Source organism: Devosia sp. Micro-HW1 (assembly GCF_056341075.1).
In genome coordinates this window covers 2,532,878-2,549,215 of the sequence record NZ_CP094375.1, presented here as the reverse complement: position 1 = coordinate 2,549,215, position 16,338 = coordinate 2,532,878, and the positions used below count along the sequence as shown (strand labels likewise).

Here is a 16,338-nt window from a genome sequence, read left to right as displayed (position 1 = left end):
CTCGACGCGCTGATCATGTCGGGTATGAAATGGTGGAGCTGAGCGGGATCGAACCGCTGACCTCGTCATTGCGAACGACGCGCTCTCCCAACTGAGCTACAGCCCCTCACCAGGGGCGTATATGGACAAAATCGCGGACAAGGGCAAGGGGGAGCCCGGGCGGAAGTGATCGCTCCGGGCGTGGGTTGGGGTCACACGAGCCTATACTGGATGAGACTTGCTGCAGTGGCACGAATGGCTTCGTCGGCGGGGATCAGCTTGCGGCCGAGCAGGGTCTCGGAGGGGCCGGCATCGAGGCGCTTGGCATAGCCGAGCTCGCCCAGATTGTCGCGCACATCGCGATCGAAAAGGGCATAGAGGCGCACGGCGAGGTCGGGCATTTCGAAGCGCGGGATTTTTCTGTCGGGATATTTTTCCCGCAACAGGCGCGCCGCATCGGCAAAATAGAGCGGCGCCACGGCCATTGGATAGCGCTTGCCGCCGGCACCTTGCGTGGTCATGGCGGCGACATGGGCGGCGGCGACGTCGCGCACATCGACCGGAGTAACGGGAATGCGCGGGGCGGCCGGCACCGAGCCATCGAGCAGGCGCTTGACCAGGATGGCGGACGTGCCGGGATCGTCGTCGAGCAGCGGCCCGAATATGGCGCCCGGATTGATCGTGGCAAGGTCGTCATGGCGGCCCGCAGCGTCCACCAGTTCCCAGGCGCGGCGCTCGGCCCGGGTTTTGGATTCCACATAGGCATTGATCGGACGGCCATCGAGCCTGGTCCAGTCGCTGGCGGTAAATTGCGGGGCGCTGGTCTTGTCGTGGCCATAGGCAATGGCAGCCATGGACGAGGTCAGGACCATGCGCTCGACCCCGGCCTTGAGCGCCGCGCCGATGGCGCGTTCGGTGCCGGCGACGGCCGGGCCGATGAGCTCGTTGCGGTCCTCGGGCATTTTGAGCACGAAGGGCGAGGCAGTGTGCTGCAGGTAGCGCACGCCGTCCATGGCCGCATCCCAGCCCTGGTCCGATGCGAGATCGAGCGTCACGTAGTCGAGCCGCGACGTGTCGGCGCCGGCGCGTCCGAGCGTTGCAGTGACCTTGGCGGCCTTGTCGAGGCTGCGGACGCTGCCGCGCACAGTGAAGCCAGAATTGAGCAGGGCCAGGGCGACATGGCCGCCCAGAAACCCGGAAATGCCGGTGAGAAGGACGGTATCGGCCATGGTTCACTCCTTGATTTGAACGAAATATACGAATATCGTTCAAATAGTTCAATATGCGGAGCGAATTTGGTGTCGGGACACTCGAGGCAGGTGGTGGGCAAGCGCGAGCGCATTCTCAGCGCGGCGAAGGGCCTGTTCCTGCGTCAGGGTCTGCGGGCCACGACCATGGAGGCCATTGCGCGCGAGGCGCAGATCGCCAAGCCCACGCTCTATGCCCAGTTCGCCGACAAGCACGCCATCTTTGCGGCGCTGCTCGAACAGCTGGTCGCCGACAAGCATGCCGCCTTCGACGCAGCGCTGGCTCATGATGGGCCGGTGACCGAACGGATCGGACGCGCTCTGGCGGCAAAATTCGGGGTGATTTCCGCCGCCCTGGCGGGCTCCGCCCATGCCGAGGAACTGTTCGTGGCCCATCACGAGGGCGCTGCGCTGTTCGAGCGTTCCAACCGGCGGATTGCCGAAAAGCTCACAATAGTGCTGGACGCGGCGGGGATTGCCGGGGCAGGGCACCTGGCCGTGCTGCTGCTGGCCGCCGCCAAGGGCGTCGCCGAGGCGGGAATCACCAGCGCCGCCCTTTCCGACGATCTGATGCTGCTGGCCGAGCGGCTGGTGGGGCCGGAAGTGGCGTCCTGACCCGGACACAACCACAATAGTCACCCCGGCGAAGGCCGGGGTCCATTTTGAAATCTGCGCATGGATCCCGGCCTTCGCCGGGATGACATTTGTGGTGCTCGAAGATATCAGGGCAGTGGTTTAGACCTTTGCCCAGGCGCCGGTCTTCTCGCTTTCAAAGATGGCGTCGATGACCCGCATCGAGGCAATGGCATCCTCGACGCCCCAGGGGAGCGAGGCCTTGCCCAAGACGGCTTGGGCGAAGGCCTCGGCCTGTTCGGTATATTGATCGCAGGCGGCCATCACTTCGCGCCGCGCCAGCGAGCCGTCGAAGGGCGCGCCGATGTCGACGGTGATCGCCGTGCGCTCATTGGGCGGGGCGTTGAAGGGAATGGTTATTTCGGCCTTGGCCCGGGTGCCAAAGATCTGCACCCGTTGGTGCGGCGTGGCCTGGTTGGAGCAGGTAAAGCTCAGCTGCCGGCCGCCCCCGAAATCGGCCATGACGCTGGCCAGACGGTCGGTGCCGAAATTTGGATCGCGCTCGACCAGAGAGACGACGCGCTCGGGCTCGCCCTCGAAGAAATAGCGCGCCGCGGTGATCGGGTAGCAGCCGATATCCATGATGCCGCCGCCGCCGATATCGGCCTTGTTGCGCACATTGTCGGGGTCGACATTGTGATAGGTGAAGACCGCGTTGATCGAGCGGATCTCGCCCAGTTCGCCCGAGCGGATGATCTCGCGGACGCGGTGCCATTGCGGGTGGAAGCGCACCATGAAGGCTTCCATGAAGATGATGTCCGCGGGAATGGCGCGCAACTGTTCGGCCTCGGCGGCAGAGAGGGCGATGGGCTTTTCACACAGCACATGCTTGCCCGCTCTGGCCGCCGCCAGGGTCATGGGGACATGGAGGTGATTGGGCAGCGGATTGTAGATGGCGTCGATCTCGGGGGCGGCAAACAGCTCCTCATAGGAGCCATAGGCCCTGGCGATACCCAGGCTGTCAGCGGCGGCGCGGGCCCTGGCTCCATCGCGCGAGGCGATGGCGACCACTTCGGAGCTGGGCGAGCGCTGGATGGCGGGCGTCACCTTCTGCATGCCGATATTGGCGGTGGAGAGAATGCCCCAACGAATTTTCCTGGTCACAAGATGCCTCCTCTGTCGGTGTCAGAGGGGTAGCGCCCCCGCCGCTCCGACCGCAAGGGGGTGGGGACAAAAACCGTTCACCGCAATGTCATAGCGCCGGCATTAACCCTCTTGCTTTCTGCCTCGGTTCCGCCTGAAAGCTCATGCTAGCCTCGGCGCTCTGGCCCGGTGGCGGGCCGCATGCATCCGGGGGCTCCCATGCAGCTCAAGCCCAATGCCTTCCGCCTGCACGAAACCGTGCGCGGCGTCGAAACCATGAGCCGGTTCGCACTGGCGGTGCTGGCCCTGGCCTCGGGTGTCTATACCTATCTCGGGGTGCGCGGCCTGCTCGACGGTTCGGCCAGCTTCGTGTTCTTTGCCGCCATCATCTATTCGGCGGCCGTCTCGGTGGCCATCTACGCCTTCTGGACCTTCATGATGCGCTTCGTGCCGCTGGTGGTCAGCGGGGTGCAGCGCCTGGCGCTGTTCGGCACGATGCTGGTGGGCTGCGCCATGATCATCGCCATGAGCTCCTGGCTCAATGCGGCGGCGCTGGCCGGTTCGGCGGCGCTCGAGCAGCATATGGCGGTGACCCTTCAGGGCTATGCCGAGGATCTCGACCAGGCCCATGCCAATGCGCTGGCCAGCCAGAGCCTGCTGCCCGATGTCGAGCGCGCCGCCGCCCGTTTCGCCGCCCTGGCGCAGGACGAGCGCGAAAGCGGCGCGCTGACCGGTACCCAGGGTTCGGGGAGCGTCGTGCAGCTGCTCTCGCAGATGAGCACGCAGATGACGCAGCTGGCGGGCACCATTTCGGGCTCGCGCGATGAAGCGGCCACGCTGTTCACGCAGGGGTCCGAGCGCCTCGCCAGCATGCGCGAACTGGTCTCGACGCCGGGCCAGATCGAGCCGCGCTCCGATGCCTTCCAGGCCGAGGCGGTGCAGCTTTCGGCCATTGTCGCTGCCCTGCAGCAGACCGACATCGCCGCCTCGGTGCGGCGTGCCGCCACGGATCTGTCTGCCGGCTTCATCGCGCCGGTTGCCGATGGACAGGTGGGCGATCTGGCGCAGAGGCAGAACCAGGTCATGGAAACGGTGCGCACTTCGGTCGATGCCCAGTCGGCCGCGCTGGTGGCGGCCGCCGATGAAATCCTCATGACGCCGGCGGTCGAGCAGCGGCGCTTCGTGCCGCTCTCCTCGGCCGAGGCGGTGCTGCGCTACTGGGTGGATTTCATTCCCTCCTGGGCCGGTGCCATTTCCATCGACCTCTTGCCGGTGGTGCTGGTTCTGGTGCTGATGATCGTCAACGACGCCATGCGCCAGGAGGCCGAAACCCTCAAGGAAGCCGAGACCATAACGGCGGCCGAAATGCTGCGGGCCATGGCGCTCTACAAGCGCATGGAGGCCGAAGGGGCCGCCGAGGCCGCGGCGGCGCTGACGCCGGAGATCGAGGAATTCGAGGCCAGGCCAGCCCAGGCTGACGACCCCGCCGCGGAGCGCATGGTTGCCGAGGACGGCACGGTCACGCCCATTGACGCGGCCCAGCGCAAGCGCGGCGAGGGACCGCGCCCGGCATGACGCATCCATTCTGTTCATCTGGGGCCCGTCACCCCACCCTCATTCCTTCTCACCTCAGATCCCTCCACCGGAGCGATCTGCCCTGCGGGACGGCTCAAAGCCCATCGAGGGGAGGGAGGCGCAGGCATCAGTCGCCGGTGTTCATCATCTGCCTCCCCATTGTGGGGAGGAATCAAGCGTGGGGGTTCTTTTCGCCTCTGGCAGGTTCGGTGCCATGAAGACCGAGGCCAATGCTCGGGCCCGGACCGATGATGGGCCGTTCTATCGCCATGTGGTGGCGCGGCTGGCGCGCATCGAGGATGGCTCGATCCTGCGCTTTGCCTTTTTTGCCCTGCTCGCGGGAACCATGGGCGTGCTCTATGTCGATTATCGCGAGCTCAATGACAGCGCCCCTGCTGACCTCACCTTTACCCCTCAGCCCATCCTGCCGCCTGCCACGTCCGAGGATGGCGGGGGGCGGCCCCGCCCGGATCTGACCACGGCGCCCGAGGTGCTGGACGAGCCGCTGGCCATTGCGCTGGGTGCCGGTGGCGTGCTCAGCCTCACGGGCACGATCGATCCGGGTTCGGCCGACCGGTTCGCTGCGGAAATCGCCGCCCGGGGCGAATATGTGTCAACCGTGCTGCTGGATTCCCCTGGCGGATCGGTCAACGATGCCCTCGAAATCGGTCGGATCGTGCGGGAAAGGGCGCTGGTGACCGAGGTGCACGATGGCGGGCTGTGCGCGTCGTCCTGTCCCATCATCTTCGCCTCCGGCAGCGAGCGGATCGCCGGCGCGGAGGCGGCCATCGGGGTGCACCAGATCTATGCGGCGGCGCTCAGCGCCAATCCGGTTGACGCGCTCAGCGTTGCCGGCGTGGCCATGGCCGATGCGCAGCAGGTGACGGCAGAGGTCGTCCGGCACATTACCGATGCCGGGATCGACCCGGCTTTGTGGCTGCATGCGCTCGAGACGCCACCAGACCAGCTCTACTATCTCACCGTCGAGGAGATGGAGCGTTATCGGCTCGTCACCCAATGGTCCGATAGTTGAGGCGCGGGGCGGAACCGGTGGAGGACCGGGCCGTTTCCCCGCGATAACAACAAGAGGAGGTGACGATGACCGAAGGCCATCTTTTGACCCGGCACCGGGATATCCGGGACTGGGTGAGCGACCGACACGGGCGGCCGGCCATTGCCCGGGTGCGCAACCGGTTCGGCGACGTGCGATCCCAGCTCAAGCTGCGTTTCGCGCGGGTCGAGGAGGGCGCCGAGGACGCCGAGTTGAGCCCGTGCTCGTGGACGGCCTGGCTGGCCGAACTCGATCGCCAGCAGCTCGCTCTCAAGGTCGAACCGTCAGGCGATTGTACCCTTGTGGCCCGTCAGGTCATGAACTGACGGATTTGCGCCGGCGCGCCGAAGGCAGCGGCAGCGCCGGTTCGCTCATGGCCAGGCGCACGCAATCGCGGCCGTCGGTCTTGGCCTGGTAGAGCGCGGCGTCGGCCCGGCGCAGCAGGTCGGGCAGGTGGTCGAAGGGCATGAGCTGGGCGACCCCGAAGGAAGCGGTGGGTGGCCCGGCAAGACCGGTTTCGGCCTCGGGCAGGGCCCTGAAGCCATTGCGCACGGTTTCGGCAAAGAGCTTGCCGGTGGCCAGGTTGGCGCCGGGCAGGAAGGCGGCAAATTCCTCGCCACCCAGGCGCGCCAGCACGGCACCGGGCGGAGCGCAATCGCGCATCACCCCGGCAAAGGCCGCAATCACCGCGTCGCCGGTGGCATGGCCGAATGTGTCATTGATCTGCTTGAAATGATCGAGATCGGCCACCACCATCACCGCCGGAACGCCGGATCGGGCGGCCAGGGTCATGGCCTTGTCGCCGCGATCCTCGAAGCCGCGGCGGTTGAGCAGTTTCGACAGCGCGTCGGTTTCCGAGCGGGCGGTCATGTCGGCCATGACGTCGCGCACGATGACCAGCAGGAGCAGCAGGCCATTGGTGATCAGCAGCAGCGCGCCCAGGGTCTGCGAATAGGCGGCATAGCTGGAGGCGAGATAGCCTTGCGGTGCCGCGCCGGAGCCGAAGACCATGGCCATGAAGGGCTTGACCAGGAAGTGCAGCGCCGAGAGCGCGAACAGCACCAATAGGGCAATGTCGAGCGCCCGCTTGTTGCGGTGGGTGAGCACGACCGCTACGCCGACCGCCTGCACCAGGGCATAGGGCAGCTGATAGAGCAGGTTGCGTTCAAGGCTGACCCGGGGCCAGTCGAGAATCGAGAGGTTGAGCAGGAGCGAGGCGATGACCACCACGGCCAGCAGAAGATAGGGCGGGCGCAGGCGGTAGTGGTGGCTGAGGCCGATCACCCCGCTGGCCAGTGCCAGAAGGAAGATGGCAAAGATGCCGAAGCTGACCGGACGGTGGTCCTGCTGATAGGGCAGGACGAATTCGAGCACCATGTTGAAGGCGCCAAAGCCATAGGAAAAGGCGAGCCAGCGGGCGCCCAGCGCCGAGCGCTGATAGGCCGCAACGACACCAAACGCCGTGGCGAAGATGCCGGCGACAAACAGGTTGATGGCGAGCACGAAGGCTGCGGCGCTCATGGGCGTAGTCCGGGGTCAGAATGGTCCAATTCTAGACCCCGGGGAGACAACGACACGTTAATTGCGAACTATGCGGTACGCCGCGGGGGAATGCCGAGGGCACCGGCAAGGAGCGCGAAGGAGCGCCGGCGCAGGGCATAGGAATGGATGGTGGTGGTGATCATCACCTCGTCCGCGCCCGCCGCCCTGGCCTTTTCGCTGATCTCTTCGGCCATGCGCTCGGGACTGCCGACCATCCAGAGCGCCGACTGGTGCTCGATGATCTGCTGCTGCTGGGGCGAGAGCTTGAAGGCGGACGCCTCCTCTGGCGGCGTCAGGTGCCGCTGTTCGCCGGTGAGGAAGCGCGCCCAGTTGACCGATTGCGAGGTGGCAAGGAATTCTGCTTCTTCTTCCGATGGGGCGCAGATCACCGACAGGCAGAGAATGGTCTTGGGCTCGGGAAAATCGGCCGAGGGCTGGAAGGCGCTCCTGTAGGCCGCAAAGGCCGGCGCGGCCGGGGTGTGGCTGAAATGGGCGGCAAAGGCATAGCCGAAGCCGATCTGGCCGGCGGCCTGGGCGCTGGCGCCCGATGAGCCGAGCAGCCATTTGGGCGGCAGGCAGACGCCGCCGGGCGAAACCGGGACGCGCGAAAAGGGATGGTCGGGCGGAAACCCCTCCTCGTCAAAGGCCATCAATTCCGAGAGATAGGCGGAAAATTCCTCGCCGCCACCCGAGCGCAGGGCCCGCATGGCGTAGCCGTCGCCGCCCGGGGCGCGGCCGATGCCAAGATCGATGCGCCCCGGATGCAGGGCTTCGAGCGTGCGATAGGCCTCGGCAATGCGCAGCGGCGCATGGTTGAGCAGCATGACCCCGCCCGAGCCGACCCTGAGGTCACGGGTCGCGGCGGCGGCGCTGCCGATGAGGATTTCGGGCACGGACGAGGCGATGGAGGGCATGCCGTGATGCTCGGCATACCAGAGGCGCTCAAAGCCCAGCTGGTCGGCTTCCTGAGCCAGAAGGATGGTTTCGGCCATGGCCTGCTGCGTGCTGGTGCCTTGGGCAATGGGGGCAAGGTCCTGCACGGACAGGGCGAAGGATGCGGACATGACGGACTCCTGAAGTCTTTGCCCCTTATATCGGTAGCTGCCGATGAATTGCCAGAGTGGAACCAAGTGTGTTTTACTGACTTACCCGTGTTCGATCCTTGATCGGGGGCAAGTGGTGCGGCGCGTTGTAGGGACATTGTTCGGACTGATCGTGCTCGGGCTGCCGCCTGCGGCTGCGCAGGATCTGCTGAGCCCACACCCCCTGGCCGGTGTCGTCGACGAATTGCGGATCGGCATTCACGCCTATGACGTGTACTATACCATGCTGCCCGTGGGCATGACCGAGTGGCAGGTGCGCGGGGTCGAAAGCCTCAGTTTCGACGTCCTGTTCACCTCACCCCAGATCGACGCCTTTGCCTGGATCGGCTCGCCGCGCCCCGAGATCGGCGCCACGCTCAGTCTGCGGGGCAAGGAAAACCTCGTCCATGCGGGCCTCACCTGGCAATTGCCTGTCTTCGATACGCCGGTTTATCTCGAGGGCACCTTTGGCGCGGCCCTGCATGACGGCGCGCTTTCAGGCGCCCCGGAGGGGGCCAAGAATTTCGGTTGCCGGGTCAATTTCTATGAACGCTTCGGCATCGGCATCCATGCGACGGAAATCATCACCGCAACGCTGACCTACGAGCACATGTCCAACAACGAGTTTTGCGGCGACAATGACGGCCTCTCCAATTTCGGCCTGCGCATCGGCTGGAAGTTCTAGGCGGCCTGGCCGGCTGAAAAGCCCGAGGCCCAGGCCCACTGGAAATTGTAGCCCCCCAGCCATCCGGTGACATCGACCGCTTCGCCCACAAAGAACAGGCCCGGCACGGAGCGGGCCATCATGGTCTTGGCGTCGAGGTCGCGGGTGTCCACCCCGCCCAGCGTCACTTCGGCGGTTCGGTAGCCTTCCGAGCCGACCGGCTTCAAATTCCAGCGGGCGATCTTTTCAGCCGCCGCCATGAGCTTCTTGTCCGAAAAATCGCCGATCATGCCGGGCATGTCGATCAGCTCGCCGACGAGCTGTGCGAGGCGCTTCGGAAGGCGTTCGGCCAGCACGGTCTGGACGTGCAGTTTCGGGCTGGATTTGCGGGCGGCCTTGAGGAATTCGAGCGCATCCGCGCCGGGCAGGAGGTTGACGCTGATGGCATCGCCCTCGCGCCAATAGGAGGAAATCTGCAGGATGGCCGGGCCTGAAAGGCCGCGATGGGTGAAGAGGAGAGCCTCCTCGAAGCCGGTCTTGCCATGGCTGACCACGGCATGCGTGGAAACCCCGGCCAGCGGTGTCAGCTGCGCCAGAGCCCCCGGCTCGAAGGTCAGCGGCACGAGGGCGGGGCGGGTTTCGGTGAGGCGGAGGCCGAACTGGCGTGCCAGGTCATAGGCAAGGCCGGTGGCGCCCATCTTGGGAATGGACTTGCCGCCTGTCGCCACGACGAGGCTCGCGCTGGTGACGCGGCCGTCGCCGACCATGACGTCGAATCCATCATCAGTCTTTTCGATCGTTCCCACCTGCCGCCCGGTCCAGATCGCAGCGCCGGCCGCGCGCAGGTCATTGGTCAGCATGGTGACGATCTGGGTGGCCGGCCCGTCGCAAAAGAGCTGCCCCAGGGTCTTTTCGTGAAAGGCAATACCCTGCTTCCTGACCCGGTCGATGAACATGTCGGGCGTGTAGCGCGAGAGGGCGGAGAGCGCGAAGCGCGGATTATCGCTGAGAAAGCGTTCCCGCCCCAGAATGTGTGTGGCGTTCACATTGGTGAAATTGCAGCGTCCGCCGCCGGAAATGCGGATCTTTTCGCCGGGGTCGCGGGCATGGTCGACCACCAGCACCTTGCGGCCGCGCTTGCCCGCCTCGATGCCTGCCATCATGCCGGCAGCACCGGCACCAAGGATGATTACGTCGAAATCGGGCATGTCTGTACTTTCACAGCGTCATCGCGCAAAGGCGCAGATGAAGACGTGTGTTTAGTCGAAGTGCCAGACCGTGCCAACCGTCACCTTGCTGGTCGTCGGGCCCGTCGTGCCCTTGAGGCCCGGTTCGCCGTCCAGACGGCCAAGCAGCAGCGCCTCGCCGCGCACGGACGCATTGCCCCAGAGCGCATATTCGACGCCGCCGCCAAAGGCATAGGCCCCCTTGCCCTCGACCAGGCCGAGGCCTGCCGCCGCATAGGCATGCAGCCCGTCCATCGGCACGACACCCAGATGCCCCAGGGCCAGCGCATCGACACCCGCATCGCCAGATGTATCGAAATTGACGCCCAGTTGCGCTTCGCCGCCGACCCGGAAAAAGTCGTTGAGCGCAAAATTATAGCCGGCCAGCGTGCCCATTTCGAACCGGCTCAGGTGCCAGCCATAGCCATAATCGTCGTAAAAGTTGAATTCGCTGTCGGTCAGCCCGCCGATATTGAGGCCTGCATAAGCGCCGGCAAAATCGGTGACCGGACCGGAATTGAAGCTGGTGCTGGCCGGGGGGCCGTCGAGCTGCCAGAGGGCGGCACCGGTGATGCGCATGGCCGAAATGGCCGGGACATTGTTGCCATTGGGCACCGCGCCGAGCTGGCCGATGCCGGCCGCTTCGAGCCGCGCCGCGATGGTCTCGGTGACCATGACCTCGGCGCCGAGGCCCGCTTCGAAGGCCCAGCTCTCGCCCATGCGCCCGGCCCCACCCAGGATATAGATGAGGCTGTTATCGCCGGCGGCAAAGCCGAGCCGGGCTATGGCCATGGCGCGCAGGTAGTTCGAGCCGGAAAAATCGGTGGCGATGGTGGCCTGTACCTCGCCGCCCAGCACCACGCCATCGGCGACCGGCTGGTTCCAGCCGACGACACCGCCGAATTCGGGACGGATTTCGGCGCCGGGGACGTTGAAATTGCTCTTGCGGGCGGAAATGGGTCCGAAGACCACGCCGGCATAGAGGCCCTCGAAGGGCGTCGGGGCGGTGAAGTCGCCGGCAAGCTCAGGGTTGAAATAGATCGCCGTATCCGCAGCCAGTGCCGTGCTGGTCGCCAGAGCCGCAACCACCGCCGTCAATACCAGATGCCGAACGCTCATTCTGTCCACCCCTTGCGCATGACACGATTGCGCAACATACCGCCTAATGTGCCATCAATATCCAAGGTTAACAAATCCATAGACGTTCGGCTGTTGCCGTTCCGCACCACTTCTTCCCACGCTTCAGTTGCCGCTTGCATCACCCCATGCGGAACGGAGCGGAGGCGGCAAGGCGAACGGCCTATGCCGCTCCTGCGCTTTAGCGTCCGCCCGACCGGCGCGGTGCGATTTGAACGGGCCGGTTCTGCAAATTCATTGACTCTTTCCTATTTGAGAGTATGAGAAGTCCTGCTTTTCATAGGAAGCATTCAGTCGTCATGCGCATCCGCAGCTTTATTGCCGCTCCTGCCACCACCCGGCTCCCTGCCGGGGGCATGCTCGCCATGACCAAAACCACCAAAACCGTCTGACGCTTTTCCCCGGGTCGCTCTCCCGCCGGGGAGAGGCCTAGAGATCAAGACCGCGATGGCCAGTGCCGATCGCGCGGGGGCGGAAATGGTAAGGGACCGGAGTTCCAAAATGGGTTATCGCGTCGCTGTCGTCGGGGCCACGGGCAATGTGGGCCGCGAAGTTCTCAACATCCTGGCCGAGCGCAAGTTTCCGGCGGACGAGGTCTTTGCCCTCGCGTCCTCCCGCTCGATTGGCCGGGAACTGTCCTATGGCGACAAGATCCTCAAGGCCAGGGACCTGCAGCATTTCGATTTCTCGAGCGTCGATTTTGCCATCATGTCGGCGGGCGGGGCGATTTCCAAGGACTGGGGCCCGCGCATTGCCGCGGCCGGCGCCATCGTCATCGATAATTCGTCCTACTGGCGCTATCACTCCGACGTGCCGCTGGTGGTGCCGGAAGTGAACGGGCATGTGCTCGATCGCTGGCTGGCCGACCCCAAGCGCAACGGCATCATCGCCAACCCCAATTGCTCGACCGCGCAGCTGGTCGTGGCGCTGAAGCCGCTTCACGATGCGGCCACCATCAAGCGCGTCGTGGTCTCGACCTATCAATCGGTGTCGGGCGCCGGCAAGGAAGGCGTCGACGAGCTCTGGAACCAGACCAAGGGCATTTTCGTCAATGACAGCCCGACCCCGCAGAAGTTCACCAAGCAGATCGCCTTCAACGTCATCCCGCATATCGATGTGTTCATGGAAGACGGCTACACCAAGGAAGAGTGGAAGGTGCTGGCCGAAACCAAGAAGATCCTCGATCCCAAGATCAAGGTGACCTGCACCGCCGTGCGCGTGCCGGTCTTCGTGGGCCATTCGGAATCGGTCAATCTCGAATTCGCCAATCCGATCAGCGCCGACGAGGCCCGCGATATCCTGCGCGAAGCGCCGGGCATTTCGGTGCTCGACAAGCGCGAAGCCGGTGGCTACGCGACCCCGGTCGAGACGGTGGGCGAATATGACACCTATGTCAGCCGCATCCGCGAGGATGTGACGGTGGAAAATGGCCTGGCCATGTGGGTGGTCTCGGACAATCTGAGGAAGGGCGCGGCCCTCAACACCATCCAGATCGCCGAAACGCTGATCGAAAAGGGCTACAAGGCCCGGGCCCTGGCGGCCTGATCGACGCGGCAATGCGCTCCGTTCGGCCTCCCCTTGGGGAGGCCGTTTGCTTTGGTGCATGGACGGATTGTGGATTTGCGCCCTTGAGAGGGCCAGGACCCGCGCTTAGAAGCGATGGCCTACCGGACGTTACGCCATGCCCCCGCGCGATCTTTTTCTTGTTCTCCTCGTCGTTGCCATCTGGGGCATCAATTTCGTCTTCATCCGCTGGGGTGTCGAGGATGTGCCCCCGCTCTTCATGACCGGGCTGCGCTATGTGGCGGCGGCCCTGCCGGCGGTGTTCTTCGTGCGCCGGCCCGACGTGCGGCTGGGGACCCTTGTCGGCTACGGCCTGGCCATCGGCGTGGCGCAGTTCGGCCTGTTGTTCATGGCCATCAGCCTCGGCATGCCGTCGGGCCTGGCCTCGCTGGTCATGCAATTGCAGGCCTTCTTCACCTTTGCCCTGGCCTTTGTGTTTCTGGGGGAGCGAATCAACCGGTTCCAGCTCCTGGGCGCGGTGCTTGCCTTTGGCGGCATTGCCGTCATCGGGCTGGAACGGCTCGAATTCCACCTGCTGCTGCCGCTCCTGATGTGTGTCGCCTCGGCGTTTTTCTGGGGCCTCTCCAATATCGTCGTCAAGAAAGCCGGGCGCGTCGACATGTTCAGCTTCGTGGTCTGGTCGAGCCTCGTCCCGCCCCTGCCGCTCTTTGCCCTCTCCATGCTGATCGAAGGGCCTGATGCCGTGGCCACCGGGCTCACAGAGATCAGCGGACTGGGCCTGGCCTCCATTGCCTTTAACGGCTATGCGGCGACGCTGGTGGGTTTCGGGCTCTGGAGCGTGCTGCTCAGCCGCTATCCGGCCAATACCATTGCGCCTTTCTCGCTGCTGGTGCCGGTGGCCGGCATGATCAGCGCGGCATTGCTGCTCGGCGAAGTCGTGACCGGGCTCGAAGTCTGGGGCAGCGTGCTGGTCTTTGTCGGCCTCATGGTCAATGTCTTCGGACCCCGCCTTTTCGTTCAAATACGGGGCGCCTGATGCCGTTTCGCCATATCCTGCTGGCCCTGCTCGTCGTTGCCATCTGGGGCTTCAACTTCGTCGTCATCAAACTCAGCGTCGAGGCCATGCCGCCGATCCTGGCGGCGGCCCTGCGCTTTACCGCGGCGGCCTTTCCGCTGGTGCTGTTTATCAAGCCGCCCAAGGCGCCGGCCTGGATCGTCATCGGCTTCGGCCTCAGCTTCGGCTTTGCGCTCTACGGTTTTCTCAATCTGGGCCTCGCCTGGGGCATGCCGGCGGGTCTCTCTTCGCTGGTGCTGCAGACCCAGGCCTTCTTCACCATGGTCATGGCCTTTGTGCTTCTGGGTGAGCGGCCGAGCCGGTACCAGGTGATCGGGGCGGCCATTGCCTTTGGCGGCATTGCCGTCATCGCGTCCGAACGGCTGGGAATGACCAATCTCCTGCCGCTGCTCCTGGTTATCCTCGCGGCGATCAGCTGGGGCCTGGCCAATGTGCTGACCAAGAAGGCGGGCAAGGTCAATGCCGTGTCGTTCACGGTCTGGGGGGCGCTGGCGGCGCCACTGCCGCTGTTCGTCCTGTCCCTTGCCATGGAAGGCTGGCCGGCCATTGCGGCGGCGCTGACGGCATTCTCGTGGAGCGACGCGGCGCTGATCGCCTTCCTTGCCTATCCGGCGACGCTGCTGGGCGGGGCGATCTGGAGCTGGCTCTTGGGAAGGCATCCGGCCTCGGTGGTGGCGCCCTTCACCCTGCTTGTGCCGATCACCGGCCTGCTGTCGGGCTATCTGGTGCTGGGGGAGACCATTACCGGCATCGAGATCGTCGGCGGACTGCTGGTCATTGCCGGGCTGGTCGTCACCCTGCGCAAGGCGAAAAAGAGCGAACCGGCCATCCGCCTCGACTGATCGTCCCCTCAAAAAGCCGCAGCCACCCCGGAAGGGGTGGCTGGCTGGACTGCCAATGTGAGCTTCCGGCGCCTAGGGAGCGCCGGAGGGGGCGCGCTCACGCCAGCAGGTGGCCGCCTTACTGGGCTACAGGGGCGGTCGCTGCGACCAGAGCATCATACTCTTCCGCAGACAGTTCACCATTGCCGTCGGTATCGGCAGCGGTGAAGGCCTCTTCGGTCAGATCAGGCCAGGCCACCTGCGCCTCGACCAGCGAAACGCCACCATTGGCATCGGTATCAACCGAGACGAAATCGGTAGCGGCCTGGGCCATTGCGGCGCCAGAAAGGCCAAGGGCGAACAGCGAGGTCAGAACGATCTTCTTCATGGGTATTGCTCCATGTTGACTTTGGGAGGTGGCGGCAAGGGAGGATCCTTTGCCGACGGGTCGCTCTCCGGCGGCCCGTGGGACAGACAATCGCCGCCCATTGTGGCTGGTCATGGCCGGCGGATGGGCGGGCTTGGACAAATCTCGGGGCGATTTTCGGGCGTTGCCAGAGGCTTGGTTTCAGGGCGCCAGCAAGTCACCGGCGCGTGATCGCAGAATGCAGGCGCCCAGCGGATCACGCTCTAGTGATCACGATTGCGGCGGCGCGGGTACAAGTCTGTGGCCAAATCCGGGATCGCAGTCACGCGGCATGGCTTTGCTGGCCGGACAAAGAAAAACCCCGGCCAAAGCCGGGGTATTCCGCGATCAATTCATCGTTGCGGCGGTTCACAAGACCGGGCGAATGAAATCGCCATCGCCATCCATGATCCACAACTCTCCGGTCGAAATATCGAACCAGGCGCCATGCACAGCCAGCTTGCCCTCCGCCTCGAGCGCGGCGACATAGGGAAAGGTCCTGAGGTTGCGGATGGAATTGCGGATCGAGATGCGCTCCAGCGCCGTCTGCCGCTCGGCCGGGGTCATCAGCGTGTTCTGGCCCAGCTGGCCGGGCAATTCGCCCAGCATGCTCATCCATTTGCCGATGAAGTCACCACTATCGAGCGGGGTCATGGCGGGGTCGAGCGCCGCCTTGATACCACCGCAGCGGCCATGGCCCATGACCACGATATTGGAAATGTGCAGGCCCTTGATGGCAAATTCGATCGCCGCCGAAGTGCCGTGCTGGCCGCCATCGGGCGCATAGGTCGGCACCAGATTGGCGACGTTGCGCAGAACGAAGAGTTCGCCGGGTCCGGAATCGAAGATCATTTCCGGCGCCGCGCGGCTGTCGCAGCAGGCAATGATCAGGGTGGAGGGCGTCTGGCCGGTTTCGGCCAGATCGCGAATGCGTTCCTTTTCACGGGCATAGCGCCCGGCCATGAAATTGGCGTGGCCGTCGAGGAGATGCTGAGGAAAGCTGTGCATGATGCTTCGATTACCGCTAAGAGGCTGCAAGATCAATCTCCGGCGACGCAGCCGGGCCAAAGGGGGCATGCATGCTGATCTACCGTTTTCTCACCGGCGAGGATGACAGCGCCTTTTGCCACAAGGTGACCAAGGCGCTGTCCGAGGGCTGGCAGCTGCATGGCGGCCCCACCTATGCCTATGATGCGGTGAGCAAAAAAATGCGCTGCGGCCAGGCGGTGACCCGCGTCGCCAAGGATCAGCCCTATGATCCTGACAAGAAGCTCGTGGATTTCTAGCGCCGAA

17 protein-coding genes and 1 tRNA gene are annotated in these 16,338 nt (G+C 64.7%); 9 read left to right on the top strand and 9 right to left on the bottom strand.

Features of this window, described 5'->3' with window-relative positions:
- Positions 1-30: 30 nt before the first annotated feature.
- Positions 31-106, bottom strand: a tRNA-Ala gene (locus tag MQW79_RS12155).
- 85 nt (positions 107-191) lie between these two features.
- Positions 192-1,208: an NAD-dependent epimerase/dehydratase family protein gene (locus MQW79_RS12150; protein WP_476584738.1), complete on the bottom strand. Its 1,017-nt coding sequence runs from the start codon at positions 1,206-1,208 to the stop codon at positions 192-194.
- Positions 1,209-1,277: 69 nt separating this feature from the next.
- Here MQW79_RS12150 and MQW79_RS12145 point away from each other — a divergent pair, with 69 nt between their 5' ends.
- Complete coding sequence (locus MQW79_RS12145; protein WP_476584737.1) at positions 1,278-1,841, top strand: TetR/AcrR family transcriptional regulator; 564 nt, start codon at positions 1,278-1,280, stop codon at positions 1,839-1,841.
- Between the two features lie 120 nt (positions 1,842-1,961).
- Here MQW79_RS12145 and MQW79_RS12140 read toward each other — a convergent pair whose 3' ends face one another.
- Positions 1,962-2,963, bottom strand: a complete 1,002-nt coding sequence (locus tag MQW79_RS12140) for a Gfo/Idh/MocA family protein (protein WP_476584736.1) — start codon at positions 2,961-2,963, stop codon at positions 1,962-1,964.
- A 198-nt stretch (positions 2,964-3,161) separates the two neighbouring features.
- On the opposite strand from MQW79_RS12140, the gene MQW79_RS12135 reads away from it, so the two are divergent.
- From MQW79_RS12135 to MQW79_RS12125, 3 genes are all read left to right on the top strand, one after another.
- Positions 3,162-4,517 carry a hypothetical protein gene (locus tag MQW79_RS12135; protein ID WP_476584735.1) on the top strand — a complete coding sequence of 452 codons (1,356 nt, stop codon included), beginning with the start codon at positions 3,162-3,164 and terminating at the stop codon, positions 4,515-4,517.
- A gap of 214 nt (positions 4,518-4,731) precedes the next feature.
- Complete coding sequence (locus MQW79_RS12130; RefSeq protein ID WP_476584734.1) at positions 4,732-5,550, top strand: COG3904 family protein; 819 nt, start codon at positions 4,732-4,734, stop codon at positions 5,548-5,550.
- Positions 5,551-5,615: 65 nt separating this feature from the next.
- The gene (locus MQW79_RS12125) at positions 5,616-5,894 is read left to right on the top strand and encodes a hypothetical protein (RefSeq protein ID WP_476584733.1); all 279 of its coding nucleotides are present in this window, start codon (positions 5,616-5,618) and stop codon (positions 5,892-5,894) included.
- Here MQW79_RS12125 and MQW79_RS12120 read toward each other — a convergent pair.
- Together MQW79_RS12120 and MQW79_RS12115 are read right to left on the bottom strand one after the other, a co-directional pair.
- Positions 5,884-7,089 (bottom strand): GGDEF domain-containing protein, encoded by a 1,206-nt coding sequence (locus MQW79_RS12120; protein ID WP_476584732.1) that lies wholly within the window; start codon positions 7,087-7,089, stop codon positions 5,884-5,886. The genes MQW79_RS12125 and MQW79_RS12120 overlap by 11 nt on opposite strands.
- 68 nt (positions 7,090-7,157) lie before the next feature.
- On the bottom strand, positions 7,158-8,174 hold the full coding sequence (locus MQW79_RS12115; protein ID WP_476584731.1) for an LLM class flavin-dependent oxidoreductase: 1,017 nt from the start codon (positions 8,172-8,174) through the stop codon (positions 7,158-7,160).
- A 115-nt stretch (positions 8,175-8,289) separates the two neighbouring features.
- On the opposite strand from MQW79_RS12115, the gene MQW79_RS12110 reads away from it, so the two are divergent.
- Positions 8,290-8,877: an acyloxyacyl hydrolase gene (locus MQW79_RS12110; RefSeq protein ID WP_476584730.1), complete on the top strand. Its 588-nt coding sequence runs from the start codon at positions 8,290-8,292 to the stop codon at positions 8,875-8,877.
- On the opposite strand, the gene MQW79_RS12105 is transcribed toward MQW79_RS12110, so the two are convergent.
- On the bottom strand, positions 8,874-10,064 hold the full coding sequence (locus MQW79_RS12105) for a BaiN/RdsA family NAD(P)/FAD-dependent oxidoreductase (protein WP_476584729.1): 1,191 nt from the start codon (positions 10,062-10,064) through the stop codon (positions 8,874-8,876). The genes MQW79_RS12110 and MQW79_RS12105 overlap by 4 nt on opposite strands.
- Before the next feature lie 51 nt (positions 10,065-10,115).
- Entirely contained in the window at positions 10,116-11,201 is a 1,086-nt protein-coding gene (locus MQW79_RS12100) for an outer membrane protein (RefSeq protein WP_476584728.1), read from the bottom strand.
- Between the two features lie 519 nt (positions 11,202-11,720).
- Between MQW79_RS12100 and MQW79_RS12095 the strand changes: the two genes are divergently transcribed.
- From MQW79_RS12095 to MQW79_RS12085, 3 genes are all read left to right on the top strand, one after another.
- Positions 11,721-12,764, top strand: coding sequence for an aspartate-semialdehyde dehydrogenase (locus tag MQW79_RS12095; protein ID WP_476584727.1), 1,044 nt, complete (start codon positions 11,721-11,723; stop codon positions 12,762-12,764).
- Positions 12,765-12,900: 136 nt separating this feature from the next.
- Complete coding sequence (locus MQW79_RS12090) at positions 12,901-13,779, top strand: EamA family transporter (RefSeq protein ID WP_476584726.1); 879 nt, start codon at positions 12,901-12,903, stop codon at positions 13,777-13,779.
- Positions 13,779-14,660, top strand: coding sequence for an EamA family transporter (locus MQW79_RS12085; protein ID WP_476584725.1), 882 nt, complete (start codon positions 13,779-13,781; stop codon positions 14,658-14,660). Before MQW79_RS12090 ends, MQW79_RS12085 begins: the two co-directional genes overlap by 1 nt.
- A gap of 118 nt (positions 14,661-14,778) precedes the next feature.
- Here the strand turns inward: MQW79_RS12085 and MQW79_RS12080 are convergent, their stop codons facing one another.
- A complete protein-coding gene (locus tag MQW79_RS12080; protein ID WP_476584724.1) occupies positions 14,779-15,027 on the bottom strand; it encodes an EF-hand domain-containing protein in 249 nt (82 codons plus the stop codon).
- A gap of 387 nt (positions 15,028-15,414) precedes the next feature.
- On the bottom strand, positions 15,415-16,053 hold the full coding sequence (locus MQW79_RS12075) for a carbonic anhydrase (protein ID WP_476584723.1): 639 nt from the start codon (positions 16,051-16,053) through the stop codon (positions 15,415-15,417).
- A 71-nt stretch (positions 16,054-16,124) separates the two neighbouring features.
- On the opposite strand from MQW79_RS12075, the gene MQW79_RS12070 reads away from it, so the two are divergent.
- Entirely contained in the window at positions 16,125-16,331 is a 207-nt protein-coding gene (locus MQW79_RS12070) for a DUF1737 domain-containing protein (protein ID WP_476584722.1), read from the top strand.
- Positions 16,332-16,338: the final 7 nt, after the last annotated feature.